Source organism: Quadrisphaera sp. KR29, assembly GCF_052644995.1.
This window is the reverse complement of sequence record NZ_JBQXXG010000005.1, coordinates 49,843-71,955: the sequence shown is the minus strand read 5'-3', so window position 1 is coordinate 71,955 and position 22,113 is coordinate 49,843. Positions and strand designations below refer to the sequence as shown.

The window sequence follows — 22,113 nt, the reverse complement described above, 5'->3', positions numbered from 1 at the left end:
GGGGCGGCGCTCGTGCGCGCACCGCCGCGGGTGAGGATGACCCCGTGGACGAGGGGTTTCCGGGGGGCCCGGGCGTGGGCGGGCGCGTGGAGGGCCTGTTCGTCTACCCGGTCAAGGGGCTCAGCGCGCAGCCGCTGGCCTCCGTGGACCTGCAGGCGGGCCGCGCCTTCCCCTTCGACCGGGTGTTCGCGCTCGCCAGGCCTGACGGCGCGCACGCGCCCGGTCTGCGGCGCGGGGTCGCCAAGACCAACTACTACGTGCTCGTGCAGGAGGCGCGGCTGGCCGGCCTGCAGACCCACCTCGACGGCCCGAGCGGCGTGCTCCACGTCGGCGTGCGCGGGCACCGGGTGCTCACCGCGGACCTCACCACCGAGCCCGGGCGGGCCGAGGCGGCGGCGTTCTTCGCCCGGGTGCTCGACCTGCCCGACGGCGTCGCGCCGGTCGTCGCCCACGAGCCGGGCCGGCGCTTCACCGACATGGCGCCCGACTCCGACCGGGCCATGGAGTTCGTCTCCCTCATCAACCTGGCCTCGGTGGCGGACCTGGCCCGCCGAGCCGGCGCCGAGGTCGACCCGCTGCGCTTCCGCGGCAACGTGCACCTGGCCGGGCTGGCGCCGTGGGCGGAGCTGGAGCTGCTGGGCCGGGAGTTCACCCTGGGCGGGGTGCGGCTGCGCGGCACGTCGGTCACCGACCGGTGCGCCGCCACGGAGGTCCACCCGGGCACCGGCCAGCGCGACCTCCCGGTGCCGCGCCTGCTCGCCGGCGCCTACGGGCACACCTCCATGGGCGTGTACGCCGAGGTGCTCTCCGGCGGCCGCCTGAGCACCGGGGACGTGCTGGAGGTCGGTGAGGTCGCTGCCTGAGCCGCTCGCGCCGCTGCGCCTGCGGGTCGCCTCGCGGGAGCCGCTGACGCCCGCCGTCGTCCTGCTCACCCTGGTCGACCCGGGCGGCGGCACGCTGCCGGGCTACGCGGCCGGCGCGCACGTGACCCTCACCGCGCCGAACGGGCGCCGGCGCAGCTACAGCCTCACCGAGGCCGGCAGCCCGGCGCCGGACCGCTACGCCGTCGCCGTGCTGCGCGAGCCCGGCGGGCGCGGGGGCTCGGCCAGCCTGCACGACGACGTGCGCGCGGGAGACCTGCTGGAGGTCTCACCGCCGCGCAACACCTTCCCGCTGCTGCCCGCGCGCCGGTACGTGCTCATCGCCGGGGGCATCGGCATCACGCCGCTGCGCGCGATGGCGGCCGAGCTGCGGGCGCGCGGCGACGCCGAGGTCGAGCTGCTGCACCTGACCCGCAGCCCGGAGCTCACGCCGTGGCTGGAGGAGCTGCGCGCCGACGGGGCGGTGGTGCACCACAGCCGTAGCGGTCCGGGCAGCGGCCGGCTCGACCTGTGGCCCTGGCTGGCGGTGCCCGACGACGACGCGCGCGTGTACTGCTGCGGGCCCGCGCCGCTGCTGGAGGAGGTGCGGGCGCTCACCGCGCACTGGCGGCCGAGCCGGGTCCACACCGAGGAGTTCGCCGGGGTGTCCGCCGACGTCGTGGGCGCCTCGCCGTTCACCGCCGTCTGGGAGCCCACCGGCGCCCGCGTCGAGGTGCCGGCGGGCACCTCCCTGCTCGCGGCGCTGCGCCGGGCCGGTCTGGGCGTCGAGGGGGACTGCGAGGCCGGCACGTGCGGCACCTGCCGGCTCCGGCTGCTCGCCGGTGCCGCGCACCACCGGGACGTGGTGCTCAGCGAGGCCGAGCGCGCCACGGCCGTCATGCCCTGCGTCTCACGGGCGCTCGGCGACGAGCTCGTGGTGGCCCCGCCGCCGCGCTGAGCCGGTCGGCGGCCGCTCGGGCCGCTCGGGCTGCCCGGGTGCCTCAGGCGGGCGGCGCGGAGTCGGCCTGGCTGCTGAGGTGCTCGTGGTGGCGGATGACCTCCTCGATCACCAGGGTGAGGAACTTCTCCGCGAAGTCGGCGTCCAGGCCCGACTCGGTGGCCAGCGCGCGCAGCCGGGCGATCTGCCGCTCCTCGCGCGCCGGGTCGGCGGCCGGCAGCGCCAGCCGCGCCTTGAGGCGGCCGACCGCCTGCGTGCAGCGGAACCGCTCGGCGAGGGTGTGCACGAGGGCCGCGTCGAGGTTGTCGATGCTGCGGCGCAGGTCCGCGAGCTCGGGCGGCACGGGTGTGCTGGTCATCGGGGCTGCCTCGCCGGGGGAGTCGGTGCGGGTCGTGGTGCAGGTCGTCGGCTGCGCATCCTGCCGCACCGCGGCCGGTCGCTGCCCGCGCGCTGCCCGGTCCCGCGGCCCGGTCGCTGCCCGGTCGCGGCCCGGTCGCTGTCCGGTCGCCCGGTGACCTCGCCGCCGGGTGCCGGGTGCGTCAGCTGTCGCGGCCGCCGCGCGGGCCCGAGGGGTCGGCGGCCAGCCCGTGGCGGGCCGCGGGCTCGGCCTCCCCGGCCGCGGACGGCTGGACCGGGGAGCCGGCGTCGGCGGGCGGCGCGGCCTCGGGGGCCGTGGCGGCCGGGTCACCGCCGGAGGGCTGGGCGCCAGCGGCGAGCGGGTCGGCGCGCGACCTCAGCAGCTGCAGCACCGGCGTGCGGGCGCCGTGCGCCTGCTCGAAGCGCAGCAGCTGGTCGAGCTGGGCGGCGTCCAGCGTGCGGATGCGGCCCTGCAGCGAGCCGATGGGCAGGTGGTCGTAGTCGGGGATCGCCAGGTCCTCGCGGGCCGGCGACGCTCCAGCGGCGGGTGTGCTCATGCAGGTCGCCCTACCCGGCGCGGCGATCGGTAGACGCCCGCGAGCCGGACGAGGTGGCTCCGGCCACCCAGGACCCCACCGCCGTGGACGGGTGGGGAGGCTGGGTCCCGGTGGGCAGGCTGGGTCCCGGCTCGCGGTGGGGGAGCGGGACCGGACCTGCCCACCGGGCTCCAGGCTCCCCACCTGGACCCGCTGGCGCCGGGGGTGCGCGCCGTCAGGGGAGGGCGACCAGGCGCCGCAGCGCCAGCGCCGCCAGCGGTGCGTACGCCAGCACCACCGGTGCCGCGCCCTCCAGGGCCAGCGTGGTGGTCGACCCGCCGTCGACCCGCCCGCTCAGCGCGACGCCGTGCTCCAGGCGCAGCCGACCGAGGCGGCGCAGCGCACCCGGCAGCGGCAGCAGCAGCGCGTGCGTCGGCTCCACGCGCCAGGTCCAGCGGCGGGCGCCGTCGTCGACGTCCTCGGCGGTGAAGGCGAGCCGGAGCCCGCCGTGGCCGCGCACGACACCGATCGTCCCGGTCCGCAGCCGCGCCGTGCTGGCCTGCACGGACGCGATCTGCGGCGACCACGTCGGCCACAGCGAGGGGTCGGCGTAGCGCTCCCACGCCAGCGGCGGGGGAGCGGCGCCGGTGACCGCGAGCTCGCGCCTCATGCCGGCGTCACGGCGACAGCGGGACGCCGAGGCCCTCGACGACCTCCGCGCCGGGCAGCTGCGCCAGCAGCGCGCCGGGCAGGGCCAGCTTGGAGCGGCGCACCCCGGAGCCGATGACGGCGACGTCGACGTCGAGCACCGCGGCGTCGACGAGCACCTGCCAGCCGGCGGGCAGCCCGAGGGGCGTGATGCCGCCGAACTCCATGCCGGAGCCGGCCACGGCCCTGTCGTGGTCGAGGAAGGACGCCTTGCGCGCGTCCAGGCGCCGGCGCACGAGGCCGTTGACGTCGGCGCGGGTGGTCGCGAGCACCACGCACGCGGCGATCCGCTCGGCCTCCCCGCGCCGCCCGGCGACGACCACGCAGTTGGCCATGACCGACGCCGGGGCGCCGGTGGCCTCCACGAGGGCGGCGGTGTCGGCGAGGTCGGGGTCGATCCCGGCCACCAGCACCCGCTGCGCCGCCTCGCCCCAGCTGGCCAGCGCCGCGGCCACGGGCTCGGCGAGCAGGTCGGTGCGCGCCAGGGCGGGCTCCCAGCCGAGCCCGCCCGGCCCGGTCACCGACGCGCCGGCGCTCAGCCCTGCACCTGGTAGGTCGGCGCCAGCGTGGCCCGCGCGAGGGTGTGGAACAGCGCCGTGAACGCCACCACGGTGGGCGTCGCCGAGGCGTCCAGGCCGAGGTCGTCGGTGTCCAGGGCGTGCACCGCGAACACGTAGCGGTGCGGGCGGTCACCGGCCGGCGGGGCCGCCCCGGTGAAGCCGGCGCCGCCGACGTCGTTGCGCACCGCGGTGCCACCGCCGAGCTGCGTGCTGCCCTCGTCGCCGGCCCCGGTCGGCAGCTCGGTGACCGAGGCGGGGATGCCGAAGACGGTCCAGTGCCAGAAGCCGGCCGGGGTGGGCGCGTCGGGGTCGAAGCAGCTCACGACGAAGGACTTCGTCTCCGCCGGGAACCCGCTCCAGCTCAGCTGCGGGGAGGTGCTGCCGCCCTCGGCGGAGTGGCGGTCGGCCATCGGCTCGCCGTCGGCGACGTCGGTGCTGGTGAGGGTGAAGGACGGCACCTGCGGCAGCTGGCCGTAGGGCTCAGGGGCGAGGGGGCGGTCGAGGTCCACGGTGGTCTCCTCCGGGCTTCTTCGGGGGTCCTGGTCAGGTCGTGCGGCGGCGTGCGGGTGCGGGGCCGCCGGCGGGGCCTCAGCGCGGGTGGTCCTGCGAGGGCGGCCCGACCGGCGGTTCCTGGGCCGGCCCGCGGTGGCCCTCGGCGTCGTCGACCACCTCGTCGGCGCCGTGGCCCGGCAGCGACGCCGCGACCTCGGCCGAGGGGTCCTCCTCACCGGCGTCGAGCTGGGCGGCCACGCCAAGGGGGTCCGCGGCGGCGCGCTGGCCGGGGTCGCTGGTCACGGCGCCACTGTGCCCCGCGCTCCGGGCCGCTGCACTCGGAGGAGCGCGGCCGCGCTGTGCGCCCGAGCGGGTCGGCCCCTGCTCCGGGGGGTCGGCCCCGCGCGCCTCCCCTACCGTGGGCCCGGTGATCGCCGTGCTCGCCGCCGCCTCCGCCGACAGCACGTCCGCTGCCAGCGGCCTGACGGGCCTGTCGGGGTGGGTCGCCGACGTCATGGACGCCCTCGGCTGGCCCGGCGTCTTCCTGCTGACCCTGCTGGAGACGGTGTTCCCGCCGATCCCCAGCGAGGTGGTGCTGCCCCTGGGCGGCTTCCTGGCCTACGACGGGCGGATGGACCTGGTGGCGGTGTTCCTCGCGGCCACCGCGGGCGGGGTGCTGGGGGCCCTCCTGCTGTACGAGCTGGCGCGCCGCATCGGCCAGCGCCGCGCCATCGCCCTGCTGGCGCGGATGCCGCTGGTGGACGCCGACGACGCCGACGCCGCGAACCGGTGGTTCCGCCGTCACGGGCGCGCTGCGGTCTTCTTCGGCCGCCTCATCCCCGGCGTGCGCAGCCTGATCTCCCTGCCGGCGGGCGCCGCGGGGATGCCGCTGGGGCAGTTCCTGCTCTACACCACCGCGGGCACCGCCCTGTGGAACGCGCTGCTCATCGGCGGCGGCTACGGGCTGGGCTCGCAGTGGGACCGCGTCTCGGGGTACGCCGACGTGCTGGACAAGGTCGTCATCGGCGCCGTGGTGGTGGCCGTGGCGCTGCTGGTGGTGCGCCGGGTCCGCAAGCACCGCGCCCGGCGCCGCGCGGAGGTGGCCGGGGAGCGCAGCGCCGGCTGAGCACCGGCGGTGAGCGGCACCGGCGGTGAGCGGCACCCGGTGAGGTGAACCCGCGGGAGGTGGCGCGGCGGTGGTGAAGGGCGCGTCCCGCCCTGCCGATGGGCGGGGGTGACCTGCCACCGCGACGGCGCCCGCCACTGCTCCTGCGCCCCCGGGCCCGCCGACCACGAGCCCCGCCTCGAGCTGCACACCCCCGACCCGCGCGCCCACGCCGTGCTGCGCCTGCTCGCCGCGCCGCTGGCCGTCGACGTCACCCGCGTCGCGCCCTCGGCCTCGGTGGTCAGCGGTGACGTGGCAGCGCTGCTGCGCGCCGCCGCCGCCGCGCTGCCCGCTGCTGCGCTGCCCGCCGCCGCGGTCGGGCACGACCCCCACGAGGGCGTGGCAGCGCCGGCCGCCCCCCAGCGCCCCGAGCCGACGGCCTCCCTGCCGCACCGCGCCGAGCTCCTGGGCTCCCTCGAGCGGGCGCTGGAGCGCCAGCGGCCCGGCACCACCACGGCGCTGCTCTTCTGCGCCGTCGGCGAGGGCGACCTCGGCGGGGCGGTGCTCGGCGTGGTCGCCTCCCGGGTGCGCGGGCACCTGCGCCGCAGCGACGTGCTGGCCCACTGCGGCGGAGGTCGGTTCGTGGCGCTGCTGCCCGACCTGCCGCTGCCCTCGGGGGAGGACGCCGTGACCCGCGTGGTGGCCTCCGTGCGCGACGCGCTGCGCGAGCCCGCGGCCACCGCCGAGGGACTGTTCCCGCTGCAGGCCGTGGTGGGCGCGCTGGTGCACCCCGGCGCCGACGGCCCCGACGACGCCGAGGCTGACGGGCCGCTGACCGCTGCCGAGATGCTCGACGTGGTCGAGCGGGCCATGGAGCGCGGGGCGCTGCCGAACCGCTGAGGCGCCGGGCCGCCGCAGCGCCATGAGCGCCAGGCGGGCCGGGCGTCACGCGGGGGTGGCGACCTGCGAGACGATGGGGCCCGTGAGCTCCGCGCCAGACACCGCCGCACCGTCAGAGCCGTCGTCGTCCTCCGCGACGCGGTTCGCCGACCTCGGGCTCGGCCCGGAGCTGCTGGCGGCGCTGAACGACCTCGGCTACGAGGAGCCCACCCCGGTGCAGGCGGAGGCGGTGCCGCACCTGCTCGCCGGGCGCGACCTGCTCGGGCAGGCCGCCACGGGCACCGGCAAGACCGCCGCCTTCGCCCTGCCGCTGCTGCAGCGCCTGGCCGACGCCAGCCGCGCCGGGGAGCCGGCCGGGAAGGGCCCCTCGGCGCTGGTGCTGGCGCCGACGCGCGAGCTGGCGCTGCAGGTGGCGACCGCGACCGAGTCCTACGGGGCCGGGCTGGGCGTGCGCGTGCTCGCCGTGTACGGCGGCGCGCCGATCGGCGGGCAGCTGCGGGAGCTCTCGCGCGGGGTCGACGTCGTCGTCGGCACCCCGGGGCGGGTCCTGGACCACCTCTCGCGCGGCAGCCTGGACCTCTCGGGCGTGCGCACCGTGGTGCTCGACGAGGCCGACGAGATGCTCGACGCGGGCTTCCAGGAGGAGATCGAGGGCATCCTCGAGAAGGCCCCGCGCGAGCGGCAGACGGTGCTCTTCAGCGCCACCATGGCCGGGCGCATCGAGCGCATCGCCCGCACCCACCAGACCGACCCGGTGCGGGTGGTGCTGCAGCGCGAGGTGCCCGAGGGCGGTGCGCCGCTGGTGGAGCAGCGCGCCCACGTGGTGCAGCGGGCGTGGAAGCTGCCGGCGCTGCGCCGCGTGCTCGACGTCGAGGCCCCGGCGGCCGCGATCATCTTCTGCCGCAGCCGCGGCGAGGTCGACGAGCTCACCGAGGCCCTCAACGGCCGCGGCATGCGCGCCGAGGCGCTGCACGGCGGCATGAGCCAGGACCAGCGCGACAGGGTCATGGGCCGGCTGCGCGCCGGGGTGGCCCAGCTGCTGGTGGCCACCGACGTCGCCGCCCGCGGCCTGGACGTGGAGCAGCTGACCCACGTCATCAACTACGACGTGCCCGCCTCCTCCGAGGCGTACGTGCACCGCATCGGCCGCGTGGGCCGCGGCGGGCGCTCCGGGGTGGCCATCACCATCGCCGAGCCCCGCGAGGCGCGCTACATCTCCGGGCTGGAGCGGGCCTCGCGCGGCTCCATCGCCGTCCTGCCGGTGCCCACCGCGGCCGTGCTGCGCGAGCGGCGGGCGCAGCGGACCGCCGCGGCCCTGGAGTCCGCCGACGTCGACGGCGCCGCCCGCGAGCTCGCCGCGCAGCTCACCGCCGAGCGCGACCCCGCCGAGGTGCTGGCCGCCGCCCTGGTGCTGCTGGCCGAGGCCAGGGGCGAGCGCGCCGAGGAGCCTGACGTGCCCGACGCCTCCGCCGGGCGCCCGCTGCGCTCCGGCCCGCGCGCCGGCGCCGAGCGGGCCGAGCGCTCCAGCCGGCCGGTCGGCGGCGCCCGCGGCGAGGGCCGGCGCCTGCCGCACGGCCGCGAGGTGGGGCCGGTGCGCGGCGGGCGCAAGCCGCGCCTGGGCGGGGAGGTCTCCCGGGTGTGGGTGGGCCTGGGCCGCCAGGCCGGGGTGCGCCCGCAGGACCTGGTGGGCGCGGTGACCGGGGAGACGCGCCTGGACGGCGGGGAGGTCGGCGCCATCCAGGTGCACGAGCGCTACAGCCTCGTCGAGGTGCCCTCGGGCTCCGTCGACGACGTGGTGCAGGGCCTTCAGGGCGGGCTCATCCGCGGGCGGAAGGTGCGCGTGCGCCCCGAGCGCTTCTGACGCGCCGGCCGGTGGGGCGGGGCTACGGGGAGGTCGGCGCGCTGGTGAGCACCGGCTGGATCACCGGCACGACGTAGCCCTGCAGCGGCGAGAAGGCCACCACGAGCACGAGCGCCGCGACGCCGAACATCGTGGCCAGCACGTGCTCGGGCTTCGCGCCGGTCTTGAACAGGCTGGCGCTCAGGCGCGCCGAGTGGCCGCCCACCCACGTCAGGGGCACGGGCACGCCGCCCACGGTCAGCCAGTCGCCGAGGATGTGGACGACGACGCCGCCGGCCACCGCGTACGGCAGCCACTCCAGGGCGTGGTTGGCGGTGCCGGTGACCCACCACGCGCCCACCACGGAGATCAGCAGGTTGCCGACCACCGTCTGCTCCACCTTGCCGGGGATGACGACGTGCAGGGCCTGCAGCGCCAGCCCGATGCCGAGGGCGACCACGGCCATCGACGCCCACGGGTTGCTGGCCGCGAGCACCGTCAGCAGCCCGAAGATCGCGGGGGCCAGCAGCAGGTCGTGGGTGCCCTGGCGGTGGCCGCCGGCGATCCTGCCGACCACGCTGGCGAGCGTGGTGGTGATCGGGCCCCACATGCGGGCGACCGTGGAGCCGGTGGCGCTGGGCATCACGCCGCGCCAGTGGATCCCGCCCTGGTCCAGGTCGGGCAGCATCGCGAAGCCGCCCCAGGCGGCCACCCAGGCGACCTGCTCGACGGGCCCGCTGACGCCGGCCTGCGCGGCCCACGGCAGCGTGGCCGCGCCGGCGGCCAGCCCTGACATCGCGTGCGAGTGACCCAGCACCCGTCTCGCCCCCCAGCTGCGCTCTCCGGGCGACCCCGTGGCACCCGGTCACACGCTAGTCACCGACGGTCGCCGGTGCGGTGTCGCCGCGCCGCGGTGATCGCCGTCCGGCCCTCCGTCGTGGCCTCCACGAGGTTCGTGCGAGCCCGTCGCGCGGGTCAGGCGCCGATGCGCCGGAACCCTGCCGCCAGGTGCCGGAACCCCGTCACCAGGTGTCGGAACCGGGGCCCGGTTCCGACACGTCCTGCCGGGGTTCCGACACCGAGGGCCCGAGTCCTGCTGCCGCGTACGCAGCGCGGCGTACGGGCGGCTCCGCTCCCAGGACGACGACGGCGGGCGCCCGCGCTGGCTAGCGTCGGGCGGTGACCCCAGCGAGCCCGCCCTCCGCGAGCCAGCCGAGCGCGGCGCGTGAGGTCTCGCCGGGCGCCGCGCGCCGCGTCCGGCTGCGCCTGGTCGCGCCGGTGGTCGCGACGGCCTTCGTCCAGGTGGCCGGCTCCCGCGTCGCCGCGCTCGCCAGCGGCGCCGACCTGCGGTCTCTGGGCCCCTGGGTGCCCCTGCTGCTCGTCGGCCCCGCCGCCCTCCTGCTGAGGCGGCGCCACCCCCACCTCGTCCAGGGCGCCGCGGCGCTGGCGCTGCTGGTGTGGGTCGCGGGCACGCGCGTCAGCGGGCCGGTGTGGCTGTCGCTGGCCGTGGCCACCGTCAGCGCCGTCGCCGGCTCGGCGCCCGGCCGTGACGGCGCCCGCCGGCGCGCCACCGCGTACGCCGTGCTGGGCGCGGCGTGGGCGGTGGTCTCGGTCGGGCTGCCGCTGTGGGGGCGCCTGCAGCTGCCGTGGTCGGTCGCCGTGGGGTCGCTGGCGTGGGTGCTCGCCGTCGTCGCGGTGGCCGAGGGGGTGCGCGCCCGCCGCGCCGCGGCGGCCGACCGCCGCCGGCAGGCCGAGCAGGAGGCCGTCGCCCGCGAGCAGGAGCGCCACCGGCGCGCCAGCGACGAGCGCCTCGCCGTGGCCCGTGAGCTGCACGACGTCATCGGCCACAGCCTCTCCATGATCACCGTGCAGTCCGGTGTGGCCCTCGAGCTCATGGACGACCGCCCCGAGGTCGCCCGCGAGGCGCTCACGGCCATCCGCGCCGCCAGCCGCGACGCCCTCGTGGAGGTGAACGGCGTGCTCGCCTCCCTGCGCGGAGGCGACGCCGACGCACCGCGCCAGCCTCGCGCGCCCGCCCCCACCGTCGCCGACCTCGACGCCCTGCTCGCCCGTCCCCGCGACGCCGGCCTGCGCGTCGAGGCGCGCGCCGAGGGCGACCTCACAGGCCTGCCGGTGGCGGTGGACCTGGCCGCGGCGCGCATCGTGCAGGAGGCGCTGACCAACGTCGCCCGCCACGCCGGCGGGTCCCCGGCCCGGGTGCTGCTGCGCCGCACGCCGGACCTGCTCGTCGTCGTCGTCGACGACGACGGGCCCGCTGCCCCCGCCCCGGCGCCGAGCGGAGGCGGCGGCCTGCCGGGCATGGCCGAGCGCGCCGCTGCGCTCGGCGGCCGCCTGACCGCCGGGCCCCGCGACCCGGCGGAGGGCGGGGGCTGGTGCGTGCGGGCCGAGCTGCCGCTGGCCCGCGCGACCACCGGCACCACGGCCGGCACCGGGCGGCAGCCGTGAGCGTGCGCGTGCTCGTCGTCGACGACCAGCAGCTGGTCCGCGCCGGCTTCGCGGCCCTGCTCGACGCGCAGGACGGCATCGAGGTGGTGGGGCAGGCCGACGACGGCGAGCAGGCGCTCGCGGCGGCCCGCGCGCTGCTCCCCGACGTCGTCCTCATGGACGTCCGGATGCCGCGCCTGGACGGCATCGAGGCCACGCGGCGCATCACCGCGGACCCCGAGCTGGACGGGGTGCGCGTCGTCGTCCTGACGACCTTCGAGCTGGACGAGCACGTCTTCGACGCGCTGCGCGCGGGTGCCACGGGCTTCCTGGTCAAGCACACCGAGCCGGCCGAGCTGGTCCGCGCCGTGCGGGTGGCCGCCGCCGGCGAGGCGCTGCTCAGCCCCGGGGCGACGCGGCGGCTGGTGGCGGAGTTCGCCGCCCGCTCCACCGCCCCGCCGGCCGGTGCGGGGGAGCGCGCGGCGTCGCTCGACGTCCTCACCGCCCGGGAGCGGGAGGTCATGGCGCTCGTGGCCGAGGGCCTGTCCAACGAGGAGGTCGCCGAGCGGCTCGTGCTGAGCCCAGCCACCGCGCGCACGCACGTGGGGCGCGTGCTCGCCAAGCTCGGGGCGCGGGACAGGACGCAGCTGGTGGTGCTCGCCTACGAGACCGGGCTGGTGCGGCCCGGCTGGCGGGGCTGACCCGGACGGGCGCAGCCTCCCACCTGACGCCCGGCGCCGCGGAGCCACCCGCGCGGGTCCGGCGCGTCGGAGGACCGGCCCCTTGCGGGTGCTCGACCGGTCACGCCCGTGGGGCGCATCCTCCGGTGCGGCGCCGCGGCAGGTGGCGCGGCAGCGGGTCAGCAGCCGGGACCGCGGGCGACGCGGTGCGCGCGTACGCACGCAGGCGCAGCCGCGGTGACGCACGCAGGCCGATGCGGCGGGCGGGGTCGGCGGGGCACCGTCGACGGCATGGACTCACTGCTCACCCACCCGTTCACCGCCTCCCTCACCTCGGTGGCGGCCAGCACCGCCACCGACCCGCGCTGGGGCCCCGGCCCGTGGCACGGCGGCGGGCCGGGCCCCTGGGTGCTCGTGCCGCTGCTGTTCTGGGTGCTCGTCATCGGCGCCGTCGTCTTCACCGTGCGGCGCCGCCGCTCGCGCAGCGCCGAGCAGGTGCTGCGGGAGGCCTACGCCCGCGGCGACGTCGACGAGGAGGGCTACCGCGCCCGCCTCGCCGTGCTGCGGAGCACGCGGCGGTGACCGCGGCCGGCCCGCGGGCCGGTGGTCATCGCGCGCCACCCGGAGGTGCAGAACAGGGGCGTCCCGGTCACCGGGACGCCCCTGTTCTGCACCTGTCGACCCCTGACCCCCGCCGCCGCCGGGGGAGTGGGGTCAGCGGGGGGCCGCGGGGGCCTCGTCGGCCAGGCGGTCGAGGTCGAGGCCCTCGCCGGCGGGCTCGGGCACGGCGAGCTCCTCCTCGCCGGTCTCGCCGTGTGCGGCCGGAGCGGCGGCCTCGGCGCGGGCGAGCACCCGGTGCCCGGTCGCCAGGACGACGATCGCCACGAGGAAGGAGGCGGCGCCCACCCAGAACGGCAGCCCGAAGCCGCTGGCCGCGGCCAGCTTCCCGGCGACGAACGGCGCGAGCCCGCCGCCGATGAACCGCAGGAACCCGTAGGCGGAGGAGGCGACGGGCCGCTCCACCGGGGACACGAGCATGACCGCCTGGGTCATGAGGGTGTTGTTGACGCCGATGAAGGCGCCGGTGGCGATGGTCGCCGCGATGACCACCCGCGGGTGGTCGACGCCGGCCGCGATGACCCCGAGCAGCACGGCCAGCCCGGCGAAGACGGCGTACATGGTGGGCGCGGTGCCGAACCGGGCCTGCAGGCGCGGGGCCACCCAGACGCTGAAGGCGGCGACGAGCAGGCCCCAGCCGAAGAAGACCCAGCCGAGCTGGTGCACGCCCAGCTCCATCGGGTACGGCGCGTAGCCGAGCAGCGTGAAGAAGCCCCAGTTGTAGGCCAGCGCGGCCAGCGCCATGGTCAGCAGCGAGCGGTGGCGCAGCGCCTTGAGCGAGGCGAGGAACGGCGTGGGGTGCGCCGGCCGCGGCGTGGACGGCACGAGCAGCGCGGTGGCCACGAGGGCGACGAGCATGAGCACCGAGACGCCGAAGAACGGGCCGCGCCAGGAGATGCCGCCCAGCAGGCCGCCGACCAGCGGGCCGACGGCGATGCCCAGGCCGAGCGCGGCCTCGTAGAGGATGATCGCGCCGGCGAAGCCGCCGGTGGCGCTGGCCACGATGACGGCCAGCGAGGTGGCGATGAAGAGGGCGTTGCCCAGGCCCCAGCCGGCGCGGAAGCCGACGATGCCGTCCACGCCACCGCTGAGGCCGGCGAGCCCGGCGAAGACCACGATGACCGCCAGCCCGGCGATGAGGGTCTTCTTGGCCCCGATGCGGCTGGAGACCGCGCCGACGAAGAGCATCGCGACGGCCGTCACCACGAGGTAGCTGGTGAACAGCAGGGAGACCTGCCCGGGCGTGGCGCCCAGCTCGTCCTTGATGACGGGCAGGATCGGGTCGACCAGGCCGATGCCCATGAACGAGATGACGCAGGCGAAGGCGACGGCCCAGACGGCGCGCGGCTGGCGGAGCGTGTCGCGCATCGACGTGGGGGCGTGGGAGCTCACGGGAGCGGGTCCTTCCGGGGGGTTCGGGGGCGTGGGCGTCCGAGGTGGAGCGCTCAGGGGTGCGCGGGGACGGCCCGGCGGGCGAGCGCCGCCTGCGCGAGGCGCGCCAGGGCAGGGGTGGCGGACAGCAGCAGCTCGGCGTCGCCGGGGGGCGCGGCCTGCAGCAGGTCGGCCAGCGCTGCCGCGCGGGCGGCGCGGCGCGCGCCGACCAGCTCGCGGCCCGCGTCGGTGAGGACGACGACGAGGGCCCGCCCGTCCTGCGGGTGGGCGGTGCGGGCCACGAGGCCATCGCGCTCGAGGCGGGCGACCATCTGGCTCATCGCGGGCTGGCTGACGCCCTCGGCGGCGGCCAGCGCCGAGACGCCGGAGCCGCCGTCGCGGGCGAGCCGCGCCAGCAGGGTGGTGGCGGCCAGGCTGAGGTCACCGGGGGGTGCCAGGCGGCGGGCCCAGCTGAGCAGGTCCTCCAGCGCCGCGGAGAAGTCGGTTGCTGCAGGCACCCACCATGTGTATCACGCGCTTATGCACCTGTCGACCCGCGGGCTCCGCGAGGTCGGCGAGACGCGTCGGCCGCGACGAGTTCGGCGAGCCTCCCACGAAGAGGGGGCCCGACGGCCTAGCGTCTGAGCACGGACCGCAGGACCCGAGGAGGCCGCCGTGCCCGACCCGACCACTCCCGCACCCCGCTCCGGAGACCCGGCGCGGATCACGTGCTCGTGCCCGGTCTGCGGGGCCATGACCCTGCCGGCCGACAGCTTCGACCTGGTGGTGTGCGCCTCCGACGCGGCGCGCAGCTTCTACCAGTTCACCTGCCCCAAGTGCTCCGGCCTGGTCACCAAGCAGGCCTCCGAGCGCGTCGTGACGGGCCTGTCGGCCCGCGGCGTGCGGGTGGCGAGCCTTCCCCTGGAGGCGCTCGAGGAGCACGCCGGGCCCGCGCTGACCATGGACGACCTGCTCGACCTGTCCATCGGGCTGTCCAACCCCGACGCGGTGGCGGCGGCGCTGTCCGCTGCCGGCTGACGGGCGCGCCACCGACCCGCGGCCGCGACCGCGCAGGAGACCCGCACCCAGGACCACCGGGTGCGGGTCTCACGCGTCACCGCCCGCCCGCCGGTCCTCGCGCGCGCGGCACCTCCTGCCGCCAGCATGGCGGCGTGCACGACGACGACGAGGCGTGGCGCGACGAGCGCGGCGAGAGCCAGCTGGCCCAGCTGGACCGGCACTGGGCCGAGCTGCTGCAGGAGCTGCGCGTCGTGCAGACCGGCGTGCAGGTGCTCACCGGCTTCCTCCTGACCCTGCCCTTCCAGCCCCGCTTCGCGCAGGCCCCGACCTGGCAGGTGGTCGTCTACCTCGTCGCCGTCGGGCTCGCGGTGCTGGCCACCGCCCTGTTCGCCGCGCCGGTCAGCGTGCACCGGGCGGTGTTCCGCCGGCGGGCCCGCGCGGAGCTCGTGCTGGTGGGGCACCGCTGCGCGGTGGCGGGCCTGGCGTGCCTGGCGGGGGCGCTGGCCGCCGTCGTCCTGCTCGTCGTCGCGGTGCTGCTGGGCGGCGCTGCGGGCCTGGTCGCGGGGGGCGCCGCCGTCGTCGTCTTCGCCCTCCTGTGGGGCCTGGTGCCGCTCACCCTGCGCCGGCGGGCCCTGCGCGCCGCGGCGGCACCGCCTCAGACCGCCGCCTGACCGGGCACCCCACCGGGCACCCCACCGGACACCTCACCGGGCGGTCCACCGGCGGCCACCTGGACGCGGTTCTTGCCCCCGCGCTTGGCGGCGTACATCGCCCGGTCCGCGCGGCGCAGGAGCTCGTCGACGCTGGCGCCCCCGCGCGCGTCGGCGACGCCGATGCTCGCGCCCACGGAGAAGGCCCGGCCGTCGACGACCACGGGGTGGGCCACCGCCATCAGCAGGCGGGGGGCGATGGTCGCGCCGACGTCCTCGCTGCTCGAGCCGCTGCAGACGACGGCGAACTCGTCACCGCCCAAGCGCGCGACGAGGTCCCGCGGGCGCACGCTGGCCCGCAGGCGCTGGGCGACCTGGCACAGCAGGTCGTCGCCGACCTCGTGCCCGGCGGAGTCGTTGACGGCCTTGAAGCCGTCGAGGTCCAGGAGCACCAGCGCGACCGGCGCCGCGCCGGGCTCCGCCTGCCGGGCCGGTTCCAGCAGCGAGCGCAGGCGCTGCACGAGCAGCCGGCGGTTGGCCAGGCCGGTCAGCGCGTCGTGCGTGGCCTGGTGCTCGAGCTGCCGCTGGGTCGCCAGGCGCTCGCCGATGTCCGAGGCGATGCCGACGAAGCCGGAGACGCCGCCCTCGCCGTCCCGCATCGCGGTGACGGTCAGCTCCACGGGCACCAGGGCGCCGTCACGGCGCCGGTAGCTCAGCTGCCGGGTGCAGTGGCCCTCGGCGCGGACCACCTCCGCCATGGCCACCAGCCCCTCGTGCACGACGTCCGTGGCCGAGGGCGCCGCGTCCCCGGGTCCGGACGGCGCCGCCGACCCCGCTGACCCTGCCGATCCCGCGAAGTCCGCGGGGTGGTGCAGCAGGGAGACGTCGGTGCCCACCACCTCGGCGGCGGACCAGCCCAGCATCTGCTCGGCGCCGACGTTGAACAGGGTGATGAGCCCCTCGACGTCCGTCGCGATGACCGACTGCCGCGTCGCCGAGGCGAGCACGGCGTCGAGCAGGTCGCGGGTGCGGGTGATCTGCTCGGTCGCGGTGCGCTCCGCCGTCACGTCCCGGTAGGCCACCACCACCCCGCCCGACCGGCCCGCCTCCCCGCCCGCCGGCAGCCGGCGGGCGCTGACGGACAGGACCAGCCCCTCGGGGTGCTCAGGGGTGCGCATCCGCAGGTCCTGGGCCTCCACGTCCTGCCCGCGCAGGGCGCGCACCACCGGGACCTCCTCGTGCGGCAGCGGGCTGCCGTCCACCCGGTGCAGGGTGGCGTCGGTGGGCCACAGCGCCTGCCCGGTCCCCGCCTCGGCGACGGCCGGCTGGCGCCCGGCCCAGGCGTTGCGCAGGACGAGCGCGCCCTCGGCGTCGACCACCGTCAGGCCGTCGGAGACGGTGTCCAGCACGGTGCGCAGCAGGTCCGCCTGCTGCTGGGCCCGGTCGGCCTCCTCCTGGGCCCGCTCCTCGGCGCGACGGGTCGCCGCCAGGGCGGCCTGCGTGCTGCGGACCAGCTCGTCGCGCGCGTCGCGGTGGGTGGCGAGCAGCAGGCTGCTGCAGGACAGGAAGAGCATGAACAGCTGCGCGACCAGCAGGTCCAGGTCCGCGGCGGCGGGCGCGGCCTCGACGGCGGAGAAGGCGCCGCGCCCGCTGGTGGTCGCCGCCACCACGACGACGGTGGCCACGAGGTTGCCGACCGTGACGACCAGCCGGGAGCGCGTCATGGCACTCCAGGCGTGCAGGGGCAGCACGACGAACGCGAGCGGCAGGCCGGAGGTCCAGCCGAACGCCGCCGCGTACGCGGTCACGGCCAGCACGGCCACCAGCGCGCGCTGGCGCCAGCCGACGTCCTGCACCGGCCTGGTCCGCGTGCCGGTGAGCCGCTCGGCGACGCAGCCGACGAGGGGGACCAGGACGACGATGCTCGTGGTGTTGCGCACCAGGAGCGAGACCAGCGCGAGCGGCTCACCCGCGCTGAGCCCCAGGGCGGCCCTGCCCGCCTCGATGACGACGGCGGCCGCCGCCGAGGAGGCGAGCGCGACCACCAGGAGGTCGCGCAGGTCCCGGGGCGTCCGCACCGGCCGGACCGCGGGCGAGGCCCACCAGCCCCTGCCGGCCCCCGGGGCCAGCAGCCTGCCGACCCGGCAGGCCACCACGGCCTGGGCGAGGTTGGCCAGGGCGAAGACCACGGCCAGGTCCGGCGGAGCGCCGGTGACGAGGTTGCCCGCCGCCACCGTGGCGGGGATGAGGGCGCAGGCGGCGACGACCCGGGCGCGGCTGCGAGCGGTGACCAGCCAGACGACCTCGACGGCGGCCGCCGGCCACACCAGCGTGAGGCTGCTGCCCTCGGGGCGCAGCACCCGCGCCAGCAGCACCGTCGCCAGCAGCAGCGCCGACATCCCGACCGCCTGCCCCACGGCCCGCACGGGTGGCGCGCCGAGCAGCGCCAGGGCGCCGGTGGTGCTGCTCGGCGGCGTCCCCGGGGACCTGAAGATCATCACGACGGCACCAACGGCAGCGGCGGCCTCCCACTTGAGGGCTCTGCGCGCCGGTCTTCGCCACCGGCGCGACCAGCCTCCCCGGGCGTGCCCGCGGTTCGTGGGCGCCAGCGGGGCCACGGGCGTGGGCGAGCCGCTGGCAGCGAGCTGTCAGGCGTCGTCGTGGACGACCGCCACGGGACCGTGCGCGTGGTGGATGACCGGCCGGCTGACCGAGCCGAGCAGCAGGCCTCGGAACCCGCCGGAGCCCCGCGAGCCCACCACCAGCAGCTCAGCGCCCTCGGCCGCCCTCAGCAGCGCCGTGGCGGGGTGCTCCCTGACCAGCCGCTGGTGGACCACCACGCCCGGGTGGGCGCGCTGGGCCTCGGCGACCGCCTCCTGCAGCAGCGCCCGCTGGGCCTGCTCGAGGGCGACCAGCTGCGCGTGCGCCGGGCCGTGCTGGGTGGAGCCCCACAGCGACGGCGGCTGCCAGGCGCGGACCGCGGTGACCTCCGCGCCGCGCACGGCCGCCGCCTCCAGGGCGAAGCGCAGGGCGCCCCGGGCCGCTGGGGAGCTGTCCGCGCCGACCACCACGCCGCGCGGCGGGGTGGTGAGCCCCTCCTTCGGAGGCCTCACCACGACCACCGGGCAGCGGGCGTGCACCGCGACCTGGGCGCTGGTCGAGCCGAGCAGCATGCCGGCGAACGCTCCGTGCCCCCGCGAGCCCACCACCACGAGCCGGGCCGCGCTGCTCTCCTCCAGCAGGACGGGCACGGCGGAGGCCCAGTCGTGCACGGCCCGCGTCACCTCCAGGCCGGGGTGGTGCGCGTGCAGGTGCGCCGCGGCCTGGTCGGCCAGCTGCTCGCCCAGCCGGCGCAGGTCCGGTGGGGCGAGCAGGGCCCCGGCCGCCTCGGGGCTCGCCACGGGGTGCCAGTCGACGCAGACCACCACGCGCAGGGGGGCCCCGAGCCGCTCGGCCTCCTGCGCGGCCCAGTCGAGGGCCCGCACGGCCCCCTGCGACCCGTCGTAGGCGATGACCAGGTGGCGCCGGCCCGGGGGTGGCGGGTCGGGGCGGTGGCGGACGTCGCTGTCGTGCTCCGAGGTGGTCACGCTGGGCCTCCCTCCAGGGCGGCCGGGCTCCGTCACCCGGTCGGGGGACTGGAGGCTACGACGGTGCACGGGCCGGTGGAAGGGCCCAACGGCCCGCCCAGGGCCGTCCGGGTCGTGCGGGCCGGCGCCGCCCGCACGGACCGCGCCGCCACCGCGCCTCCCGCCGCGCCGGGGAGGTGGGCCCCGTCGGCCCCTGGCGCGGGTGCTAACCTCGAGCCGCACTCGTCCGGGTGGCGGAATAGGCAGACGCGCTAGCTTGAGGTGCTAGTGCCCGTACAGGGCGTGGGGGTTCAAGTCCCCCCTCGGACACCACGTGATGGACCCCGGGTCGGCGGTGATGACGCCGGGCCCTGACGGAGACCGAGCCCGGCGCGGCCGTGCGATCCAGGGCACCGCGGTGGCCGACCTCGGAAGACCGCGGACCACGCCGTGGACGTCGGGCGGGTGAGGACTACCGCCGCCGGCCTCGCGGCGGGAGCATGAGCCGTGGCGCGGATCCGGCCGCAGGAGACGTGCTGGGACTGCCTGCACGTGTACGCGGAGCACCGGCACGACGGCTCCGGCAGTGACTGCACCCGGTGTCCCTGCCCGGGCTACGTCCGCGCCGACCACCCCTGGCGCCTGAGGCTCCTCCTGTGGCTCGACAGGTGGTCGACGGGTGGGCGATGAGCCCCACTCCGCTCACAGCCCTCTCGGGTCCGGCTCGCGGGGCGCCGCGACCGACCCCCTCGGCCGCCCTGCGTCCGGCGAGCCGGGAGCAGGCCCACGACCTGCTGCGCTGGCTCCTCGGCGCCCGTCAGGGCCCTCCTCGTCGTCCAGCGGTCCCTCCCCTCGGACCGCGTCCAGCACTGCTCGCGCTGCGTGACCGCTCTGCGCCTTCCGGGCTGGTCGGGGAGGACACGTCCTGATCGCCCCATCTGCGGCGCCGCCGGCTCCGAACCTCCTCCATGCACGCACGACGCCCCCTCCGCCGCGGAGCGGCAGCCGCGACCGCGCTGGTCTCCGCCCTGCTCCTGGTCCCCGCGGGTGCTGCAGCGGCCTCCGGCCCTGGCGCTCCCGCGGTGGAGGGTCCGGCCTGGGTGCGTGCCGCGCACCTGGTGCCGGACCTGCCCCAGATGGACATCGACCTCGTCCCGCGCGGAGCGCAGGGCGCAGTGGCGGTGGACGGCGCTGGCTACGGCGACGTGTCGACCTACGCGCAGGTCGCGCCCGGGGCGTACGACGTGGGCGTCCGCCCCGCCGGGTCCTCCGCCGCCACGGCCCCGGTGCTGAGCTCGACCCTGCAGGCCGAGCCCGGCCGCGCGTACACGGTGGTGGCGCTCGGCACCGCAGCGGACGCCCGTCTCGTGCCGCTCGAGGACGACCTCACGCCGCCGTCCGCGGGGCAGGCGAGGGTGCGGGTGCTCTCGGCCGCCAGCTCCGCGTCCGCCGTGGACGTCTCCGCCGTGGAAGGACCCGCCATCGTCCGCGGCGCTCCCTTCGCCGCCTCCACCAGCTACACCGACGTGCCTGCCGGCCGCTGGACGCTGCGCGCGCAGCCCGTCGCCGGCGGCAGCGCTACATCCACCGCTGGCACTGCGGACGTGGTCCTGGAGGCAGGCAGCACGTACACGCTGGCCGTCACCGACGGGCGCGACGGGGCGTCGGCGCTGGCCGTCACCCCGGTCGCGGACGCCAGCGGTGGTGCCGGGGGAGTGCTGCCCGCCGGCGGCGCAGCCACCGGCGGGGGCGGGGCAGCTGACTCCCTCGAGCGCAGCGCTCCGGAGCCTGCTCCGGCCGCAGCGCTGCTGGCAGGCACCTCGGTCGCGACGGCAGCCGCCGGGGTGCTGCTGGCCGGGGCGCGGAGCCGCCGGGCGCGCCCGTGAGCCGAGCGCACGGACTCGCGGCGCTCGCCGCCGGGGCGGCCTCGCTGGTGCTGGGTGCGGGCGCGCTGGCGCTGGCAGCGGCTCCGTCGCCCACGACGGGCACCACCGGCGCCCCGGGCCCTGCTGCCGCGGTGGCCCCGTCCGCGGCCCCGTCCGCGGCCACGGCCGCCTCCGCGGCCCCCGCGGTGACGCGGGAGGGGTTCGCCCCGTCCCTCGCCACCGGTGCCGAGGGCGCGACCGCTGGGCGCACGCCCGTGCCGGTGGGAGTCTCGGTGCCGCGCATCGGCGTCGCCTCGGGGCTGCTGCCGCTGGGCATCGCCGCTGACGGCGCGCTGCAGGTGCCCGACCTCGGTGATGCCCAGAGCGCGGGGTGGCTCACCACCAGCGCTGTCCCGGGTCGACCGGGACCGAGCGTCATCGCCGGCCACGTCGACTCGAGGAGCGGCCCGGCGGTGTTCTTCCGGCTCCACGAGCTGGAGGCCGGCGACCAGGTGGACGTCCAGCTGGACGACGGCACGACCGTCACCTACGCGGTGGACGACGTCGTGCGCGTCAGCAAGGACGACTTCCCCACGCAGGAGGTGTACGGGCCCCGGCCGGGACCGGTGCTGCGCCTGGTGACGTGCGGCGGCGCCTTCGACAGGGCCACCGGGCACTACGAGGACAACGTCATCGTCTTCGCGAGCCTCCGGTGAGTCCTTCCGGCCCTCGCGGAGCTCGGGCGCTGCGCACGGTCCTGCTCCGCTCACCCAGGGTGAGGAGGACTGGTGTCGATCACGCCGATGCCCGTCTCCCGTCCGGGTGCGCCCGCCACCCGGTTAGGAATCCGGTCGCTCACGACGTACGGTCGCAGGGCCGCTCCAGCAGCGGTGGTGCGACGAGGCACGGGGGGTGTCCGGCGTACGAGGGGGGAAGTCCGTGCTGACGTCGATCGTGCGCGACCACAGAGCGAGGTTCGCCGTCACCGGCGTGGCCATGACCCTGCTGCACCTCGGGGTGTACCGGCTCCTGTCGGGGCACGTCATCGCTGAGGCGGCCAACGCGACGGCCTTCGTCGTCGCCACCCAGGTCAACTTCCTCGTCAGCTACCACTGGACGTGGGCCTCGCGCCGGGCAGGAGCGACCGAGCCGCTCGGGGCCGTCGCGCGGCGCGCGCTGCTCTTCAACGCCTCGGTGCTCGTCGCCTTCGGGGCCAACTCCCTCGCCTTCTGGGCGGCGCACCGCCTGCTCGGGGCCTCCGGGACCGCCAGCGTGCTGCTGGCCACCGCGGTGAGCGCCGCCGTGTCCTACCTCGTGAGCTCCCGGCTGGTCTTCGCCCGCGGCGCTCGCGCGGCCGCAGCTCCCCGGGGTGCGGTCCCGGTCGCAGGTCCGCTCGTGCTGGACGTGCCCACCGAGGTGCCCCTGCCGCAGGCGACCGCCCCGTCCGCGCTCGCCACCCCCGAGGCACCGGCCCGCGCCTGACGCGCGAGCCGGAGGTGCGACCGCGACGCGGTCCCCGCCTGCCCGCACCACCCGGAGGAGAGCCGCGGACCGGGGCGATCCGGACGCCGAGCGGCGTCGA

Annotated in this window: 23 protein-coding genes, 1 tRNA gene and 1 pseudogene; 14 read left to right on the top strand and 11 right to left on the bottom strand. The window is 77.8% G+C overall.

Features of this window, described 5'->3' with window-relative positions; all coding sequences use genetic code 11:
- Nucleotides 1-44: 44 nt before the first annotated feature.
- Complete coding sequence (locus ACUN9U_RS06085; RefSeq protein ID WP_445484036.1) at nucleotides 45-863, top strand: MOSC domain-containing protein; 819 nt, start codon at nucleotides 45-47, stop codon at nucleotides 861-863.
- Nucleotides 847-1,818 carry a PDR/VanB family oxidoreductase gene (locus ACUN9U_RS06080; RefSeq protein ID WP_445484035.1) on the top strand — a complete coding sequence of 324 codons (972 nt, stop codon included), beginning with the start codon at nucleotides 847-849 and terminating at the stop codon, nucleotides 1,816-1,818. Before ACUN9U_RS06085 ends, ACUN9U_RS06080 begins: the two co-directional genes overlap by 17 nt.
- A 43-nt stretch (nucleotides 1,819-1,861) precedes the next feature.
- On the opposite strand, the gene ACUN9U_RS06075 is transcribed toward ACUN9U_RS06080, so the two are convergent.
- The 6 genes from ACUN9U_RS06075 to ACUN9U_RS06050 all read right to left on the bottom strand — a co-directional run bounded on the left by ACUN9U_RS06075 (nucleotide 1,862) and on the right by ACUN9U_RS06050 (nucleotide 4,774).
- Nucleotides 1,862-2,176 carry a chorismate mutase gene (locus tag ACUN9U_RS06075; RefSeq protein WP_445484034.1) on the bottom strand — a complete coding sequence of 105 codons (315 nt, stop codon included), beginning with the start codon at nucleotides 2,174-2,176 and terminating at the stop codon, nucleotides 1,862-1,864.
- 181 nt (nucleotides 2,177-2,357) lie between these two features.
- Nucleotides 2,358-2,732 (bottom strand): hypothetical protein, encoded by a 375-nt coding sequence (locus ACUN9U_RS06070; RefSeq protein WP_445484033.1) that lies wholly within the window; start codon nucleotides 2,730-2,732, stop codon nucleotides 2,358-2,360.
- A gap of 214 nt (nucleotides 2,733-2,946) precedes the next feature.
- Nucleotides 2,947-3,381, bottom strand: a complete 435-nt coding sequence (locus ACUN9U_RS06065; protein ID WP_445484032.1) for an SRPBCC family protein — start codon at nucleotides 3,379-3,381, stop codon at nucleotides 2,947-2,949.
- A gap of 7 nt (nucleotides 3,382-3,388) precedes the next feature.
- Complete coding sequence (locus tag ACUN9U_RS06060; protein ID WP_445484031.1) at nucleotides 3,389-3,940, bottom strand: YbaK/EbsC family protein; 552 nt, start codon at nucleotides 3,938-3,940, stop codon at nucleotides 3,389-3,391.
- 14 nt (nucleotides 3,941-3,954) lie between these two features.
- Nucleotides 3,955-4,488: a YbhB/YbcL family Raf kinase inhibitor-like protein gene (locus ACUN9U_RS06055; RefSeq protein ID WP_445484030.1), complete on the bottom strand. Its 534-nt coding sequence runs from the start codon at nucleotides 4,486-4,488 to the stop codon at nucleotides 3,955-3,957.
- A 79-nt stretch (nucleotides 4,489-4,567) separates the two neighbouring features.
- On the bottom strand, nucleotides 4,568-4,774 hold the full coding sequence (locus ACUN9U_RS06050; RefSeq protein ID WP_445484029.1) for a hypothetical protein: 207 nt from the start codon (nucleotides 4,772-4,774) through the stop codon (nucleotides 4,568-4,570).
- Between the two features lie 124 nt (nucleotides 4,775-4,898).
- Here ACUN9U_RS06050 and ACUN9U_RS06045 point away from each other — a divergent pair, with 124 nt between their 5' ends.
- The 3 genes from ACUN9U_RS06045 (at nucleotide 4,899) to ACUN9U_RS06035 (ending at nucleotide 8,337) form a co-directional block, all read left to right on the top strand.
- Nucleotides 4,899-5,597: a DedA family protein gene (locus tag ACUN9U_RS06045; RefSeq protein ID WP_445484028.1), complete on the top strand. Its 699-nt coding sequence runs from the start codon at nucleotides 4,899-4,901 to the stop codon at nucleotides 5,595-5,597.
- A 108-nt stretch (nucleotides 5,598-5,705) separates the two neighbouring features.
- Nucleotides 5,706-6,476 (top strand): diguanylate cyclase domain-containing protein, encoded by a 771-nt coding sequence (locus tag ACUN9U_RS06040; protein ID WP_445484027.1) that lies wholly within the window; start codon nucleotides 5,706-5,708, stop codon nucleotides 6,474-6,476.
- 82 nt (nucleotides 6,477-6,558) lie between these two features.
- The gene (locus tag ACUN9U_RS06035) at nucleotides 6,559-8,337 is read left to right on the top strand and encodes a DEAD/DEAH box helicase (protein WP_445484026.1); all 1,779 of its coding nucleotides are present in this window, start codon (nucleotides 6,559-6,561) and stop codon (nucleotides 8,335-8,337) included.
- A 22-nt stretch (nucleotides 8,338-8,359) separates the two neighbouring features.
- Here ACUN9U_RS06035 and ACUN9U_RS06030 read toward each other — a convergent pair whose 3' ends face one another.
- Entirely contained in the window at nucleotides 8,360-9,133 is a 774-nt protein-coding gene (locus ACUN9U_RS06030; protein ID WP_445484025.1) for a metal-dependent hydrolase, read from the bottom strand.
- A 362-nt stretch (nucleotides 9,134-9,495) separates the two neighbouring features.
- On the opposite strand from ACUN9U_RS06030, the gene ACUN9U_RS06025 reads away from it, so the two are divergent.
- The 3 genes from ACUN9U_RS06025 (at nucleotide 9,496) to ACUN9U_RS06015 (ending at nucleotide 12,023) form a co-directional block, all read left to right on the top strand.
- Nucleotides 9,496-10,782 carry a sensor histidine kinase gene (locus tag ACUN9U_RS06025; protein ID WP_445484024.1) on the top strand — a complete coding sequence of 429 codons (1,287 nt, stop codon included), beginning with the start codon at nucleotides 9,496-9,498 and terminating at the stop codon, nucleotides 10,780-10,782.
- Nucleotides 10,779-11,462, top strand: a complete 684-nt coding sequence (locus ACUN9U_RS06020; RefSeq protein WP_445484023.1) for a response regulator — start codon at nucleotides 10,779-10,781, stop codon at nucleotides 11,460-11,462. The genes ACUN9U_RS06025 and ACUN9U_RS06020 overlap by 4 nt, the downstream gene beginning before the upstream one ends.
- Before the next feature lie 270 nt (nucleotides 11,463-11,732).
- The gene (locus tag ACUN9U_RS06015; protein ID WP_445484022.1) at nucleotides 11,733-12,023 is read left to right on the top strand and encodes an SHOCT domain-containing protein; all 291 of its coding nucleotides are present in this window, start codon (nucleotides 11,733-11,735) and stop codon (nucleotides 12,021-12,023) included.
- Nucleotides 12,024-12,221: 198 nt separating this feature from the next.
- Here ACUN9U_RS06015 and ACUN9U_RS06010 read toward each other — a convergent pair.
- A pseudogene (locus tag ACUN9U_RS06010) lies at nucleotides 12,222-13,427 on the bottom strand (MFS transporter); the annotation flags it as partial.
- A 77-nt stretch (nucleotides 13,428-13,504) separates the two neighbouring features.
- Nucleotides 13,505-13,948 (bottom strand): MarR family winged helix-turn-helix transcriptional regulator, encoded by a 444-nt coding sequence (locus ACUN9U_RS06005; RefSeq protein WP_445484021.1) that lies wholly within the window; start codon nucleotides 13,946-13,948, stop codon nucleotides 13,505-13,507.
- 157 nt (nucleotides 13,949-14,105) lie between these two features.
- Here ACUN9U_RS06005 and ACUN9U_RS06000 point away from each other — a divergent pair, with 157 nt between their 5' ends.
- On the top strand, nucleotides 14,106-14,468 hold the full coding sequence (locus ACUN9U_RS06000) for a hypothetical protein (protein ID WP_445484020.1): 363 nt from the start codon (nucleotides 14,106-14,108) through the stop codon (nucleotides 14,466-14,468).
- 134 nt (nucleotides 14,469-14,602) lie between these two features.
- On the top strand, nucleotides 14,603-15,121 hold the full coding sequence (locus ACUN9U_RS05995; RefSeq protein WP_445484019.1) for a DUF6328 family protein: 519 nt from the start codon (nucleotides 14,603-14,605) through the stop codon (nucleotides 15,119-15,121).
- Here the strand turns inward: ACUN9U_RS05995 and ACUN9U_RS05990 are convergent.
- Complete coding sequence (locus ACUN9U_RS05990) at nucleotides 15,106-17,598, bottom strand: diguanylate cyclase domain-containing protein (RefSeq protein ID WP_445484176.1); 2,493 nt, start codon at nucleotides 17,596-17,598, stop codon at nucleotides 15,106-15,108. The two genes, ACUN9U_RS05995 and ACUN9U_RS05990, sit on opposite strands and share 16 nt — an antisense overlap.
- Nucleotides 17,599-17,748: 150 nt before the next feature.
- A complete protein-coding gene (locus ACUN9U_RS05985; protein ID WP_445484018.1) occupies nucleotides 17,749-18,687 on the bottom strand; it encodes a universal stress protein in 939 nt (312 codons plus the stop codon).
- 224 nt (nucleotides 18,688-18,911) lie between these two features.
- Here ACUN9U_RS05985 and ACUN9U_RS05980 point away from each other — a divergent pair.
- The 4 genes from ACUN9U_RS05980 to ACUN9U_RS05965 all read left to right on the top strand — a co-directional run bounded on the left by ACUN9U_RS05980 (nucleotide 18,912) and on the right by ACUN9U_RS05965 (nucleotide 22,013).
- A tRNA-Leu gene (locus ACUN9U_RS05980) sits at nucleotides 18,912-18,999 on the top strand.
- A gap of 767 nt (nucleotides 19,000-19,766) precedes the next feature.
- Entirely contained in the window at nucleotides 19,767-20,552 is a 786-nt protein-coding gene (locus tag ACUN9U_RS05975) for a DUF4397 domain-containing protein (protein WP_445484017.1), read from the top strand.
- Nucleotides 20,549-21,247, top strand: coding sequence for a class F sortase (locus ACUN9U_RS05970; RefSeq protein WP_445484016.1), 699 nt, complete (start codon nucleotides 20,549-20,551; stop codon nucleotides 21,245-21,247). Before ACUN9U_RS05975 ends, ACUN9U_RS05970 begins: the two co-directional genes overlap by 4 nt.
- Before the next feature lie 223 nt (nucleotides 21,248-21,470).
- On the top strand, nucleotides 21,471-22,013 hold the full coding sequence (locus ACUN9U_RS05965) for a GtrA family protein (protein WP_445484015.1): 543 nt from the start codon (nucleotides 21,471-21,473) through the stop codon (nucleotides 22,011-22,013).
- Nucleotides 22,014-22,113 lie beyond the last annotated feature (100 nt).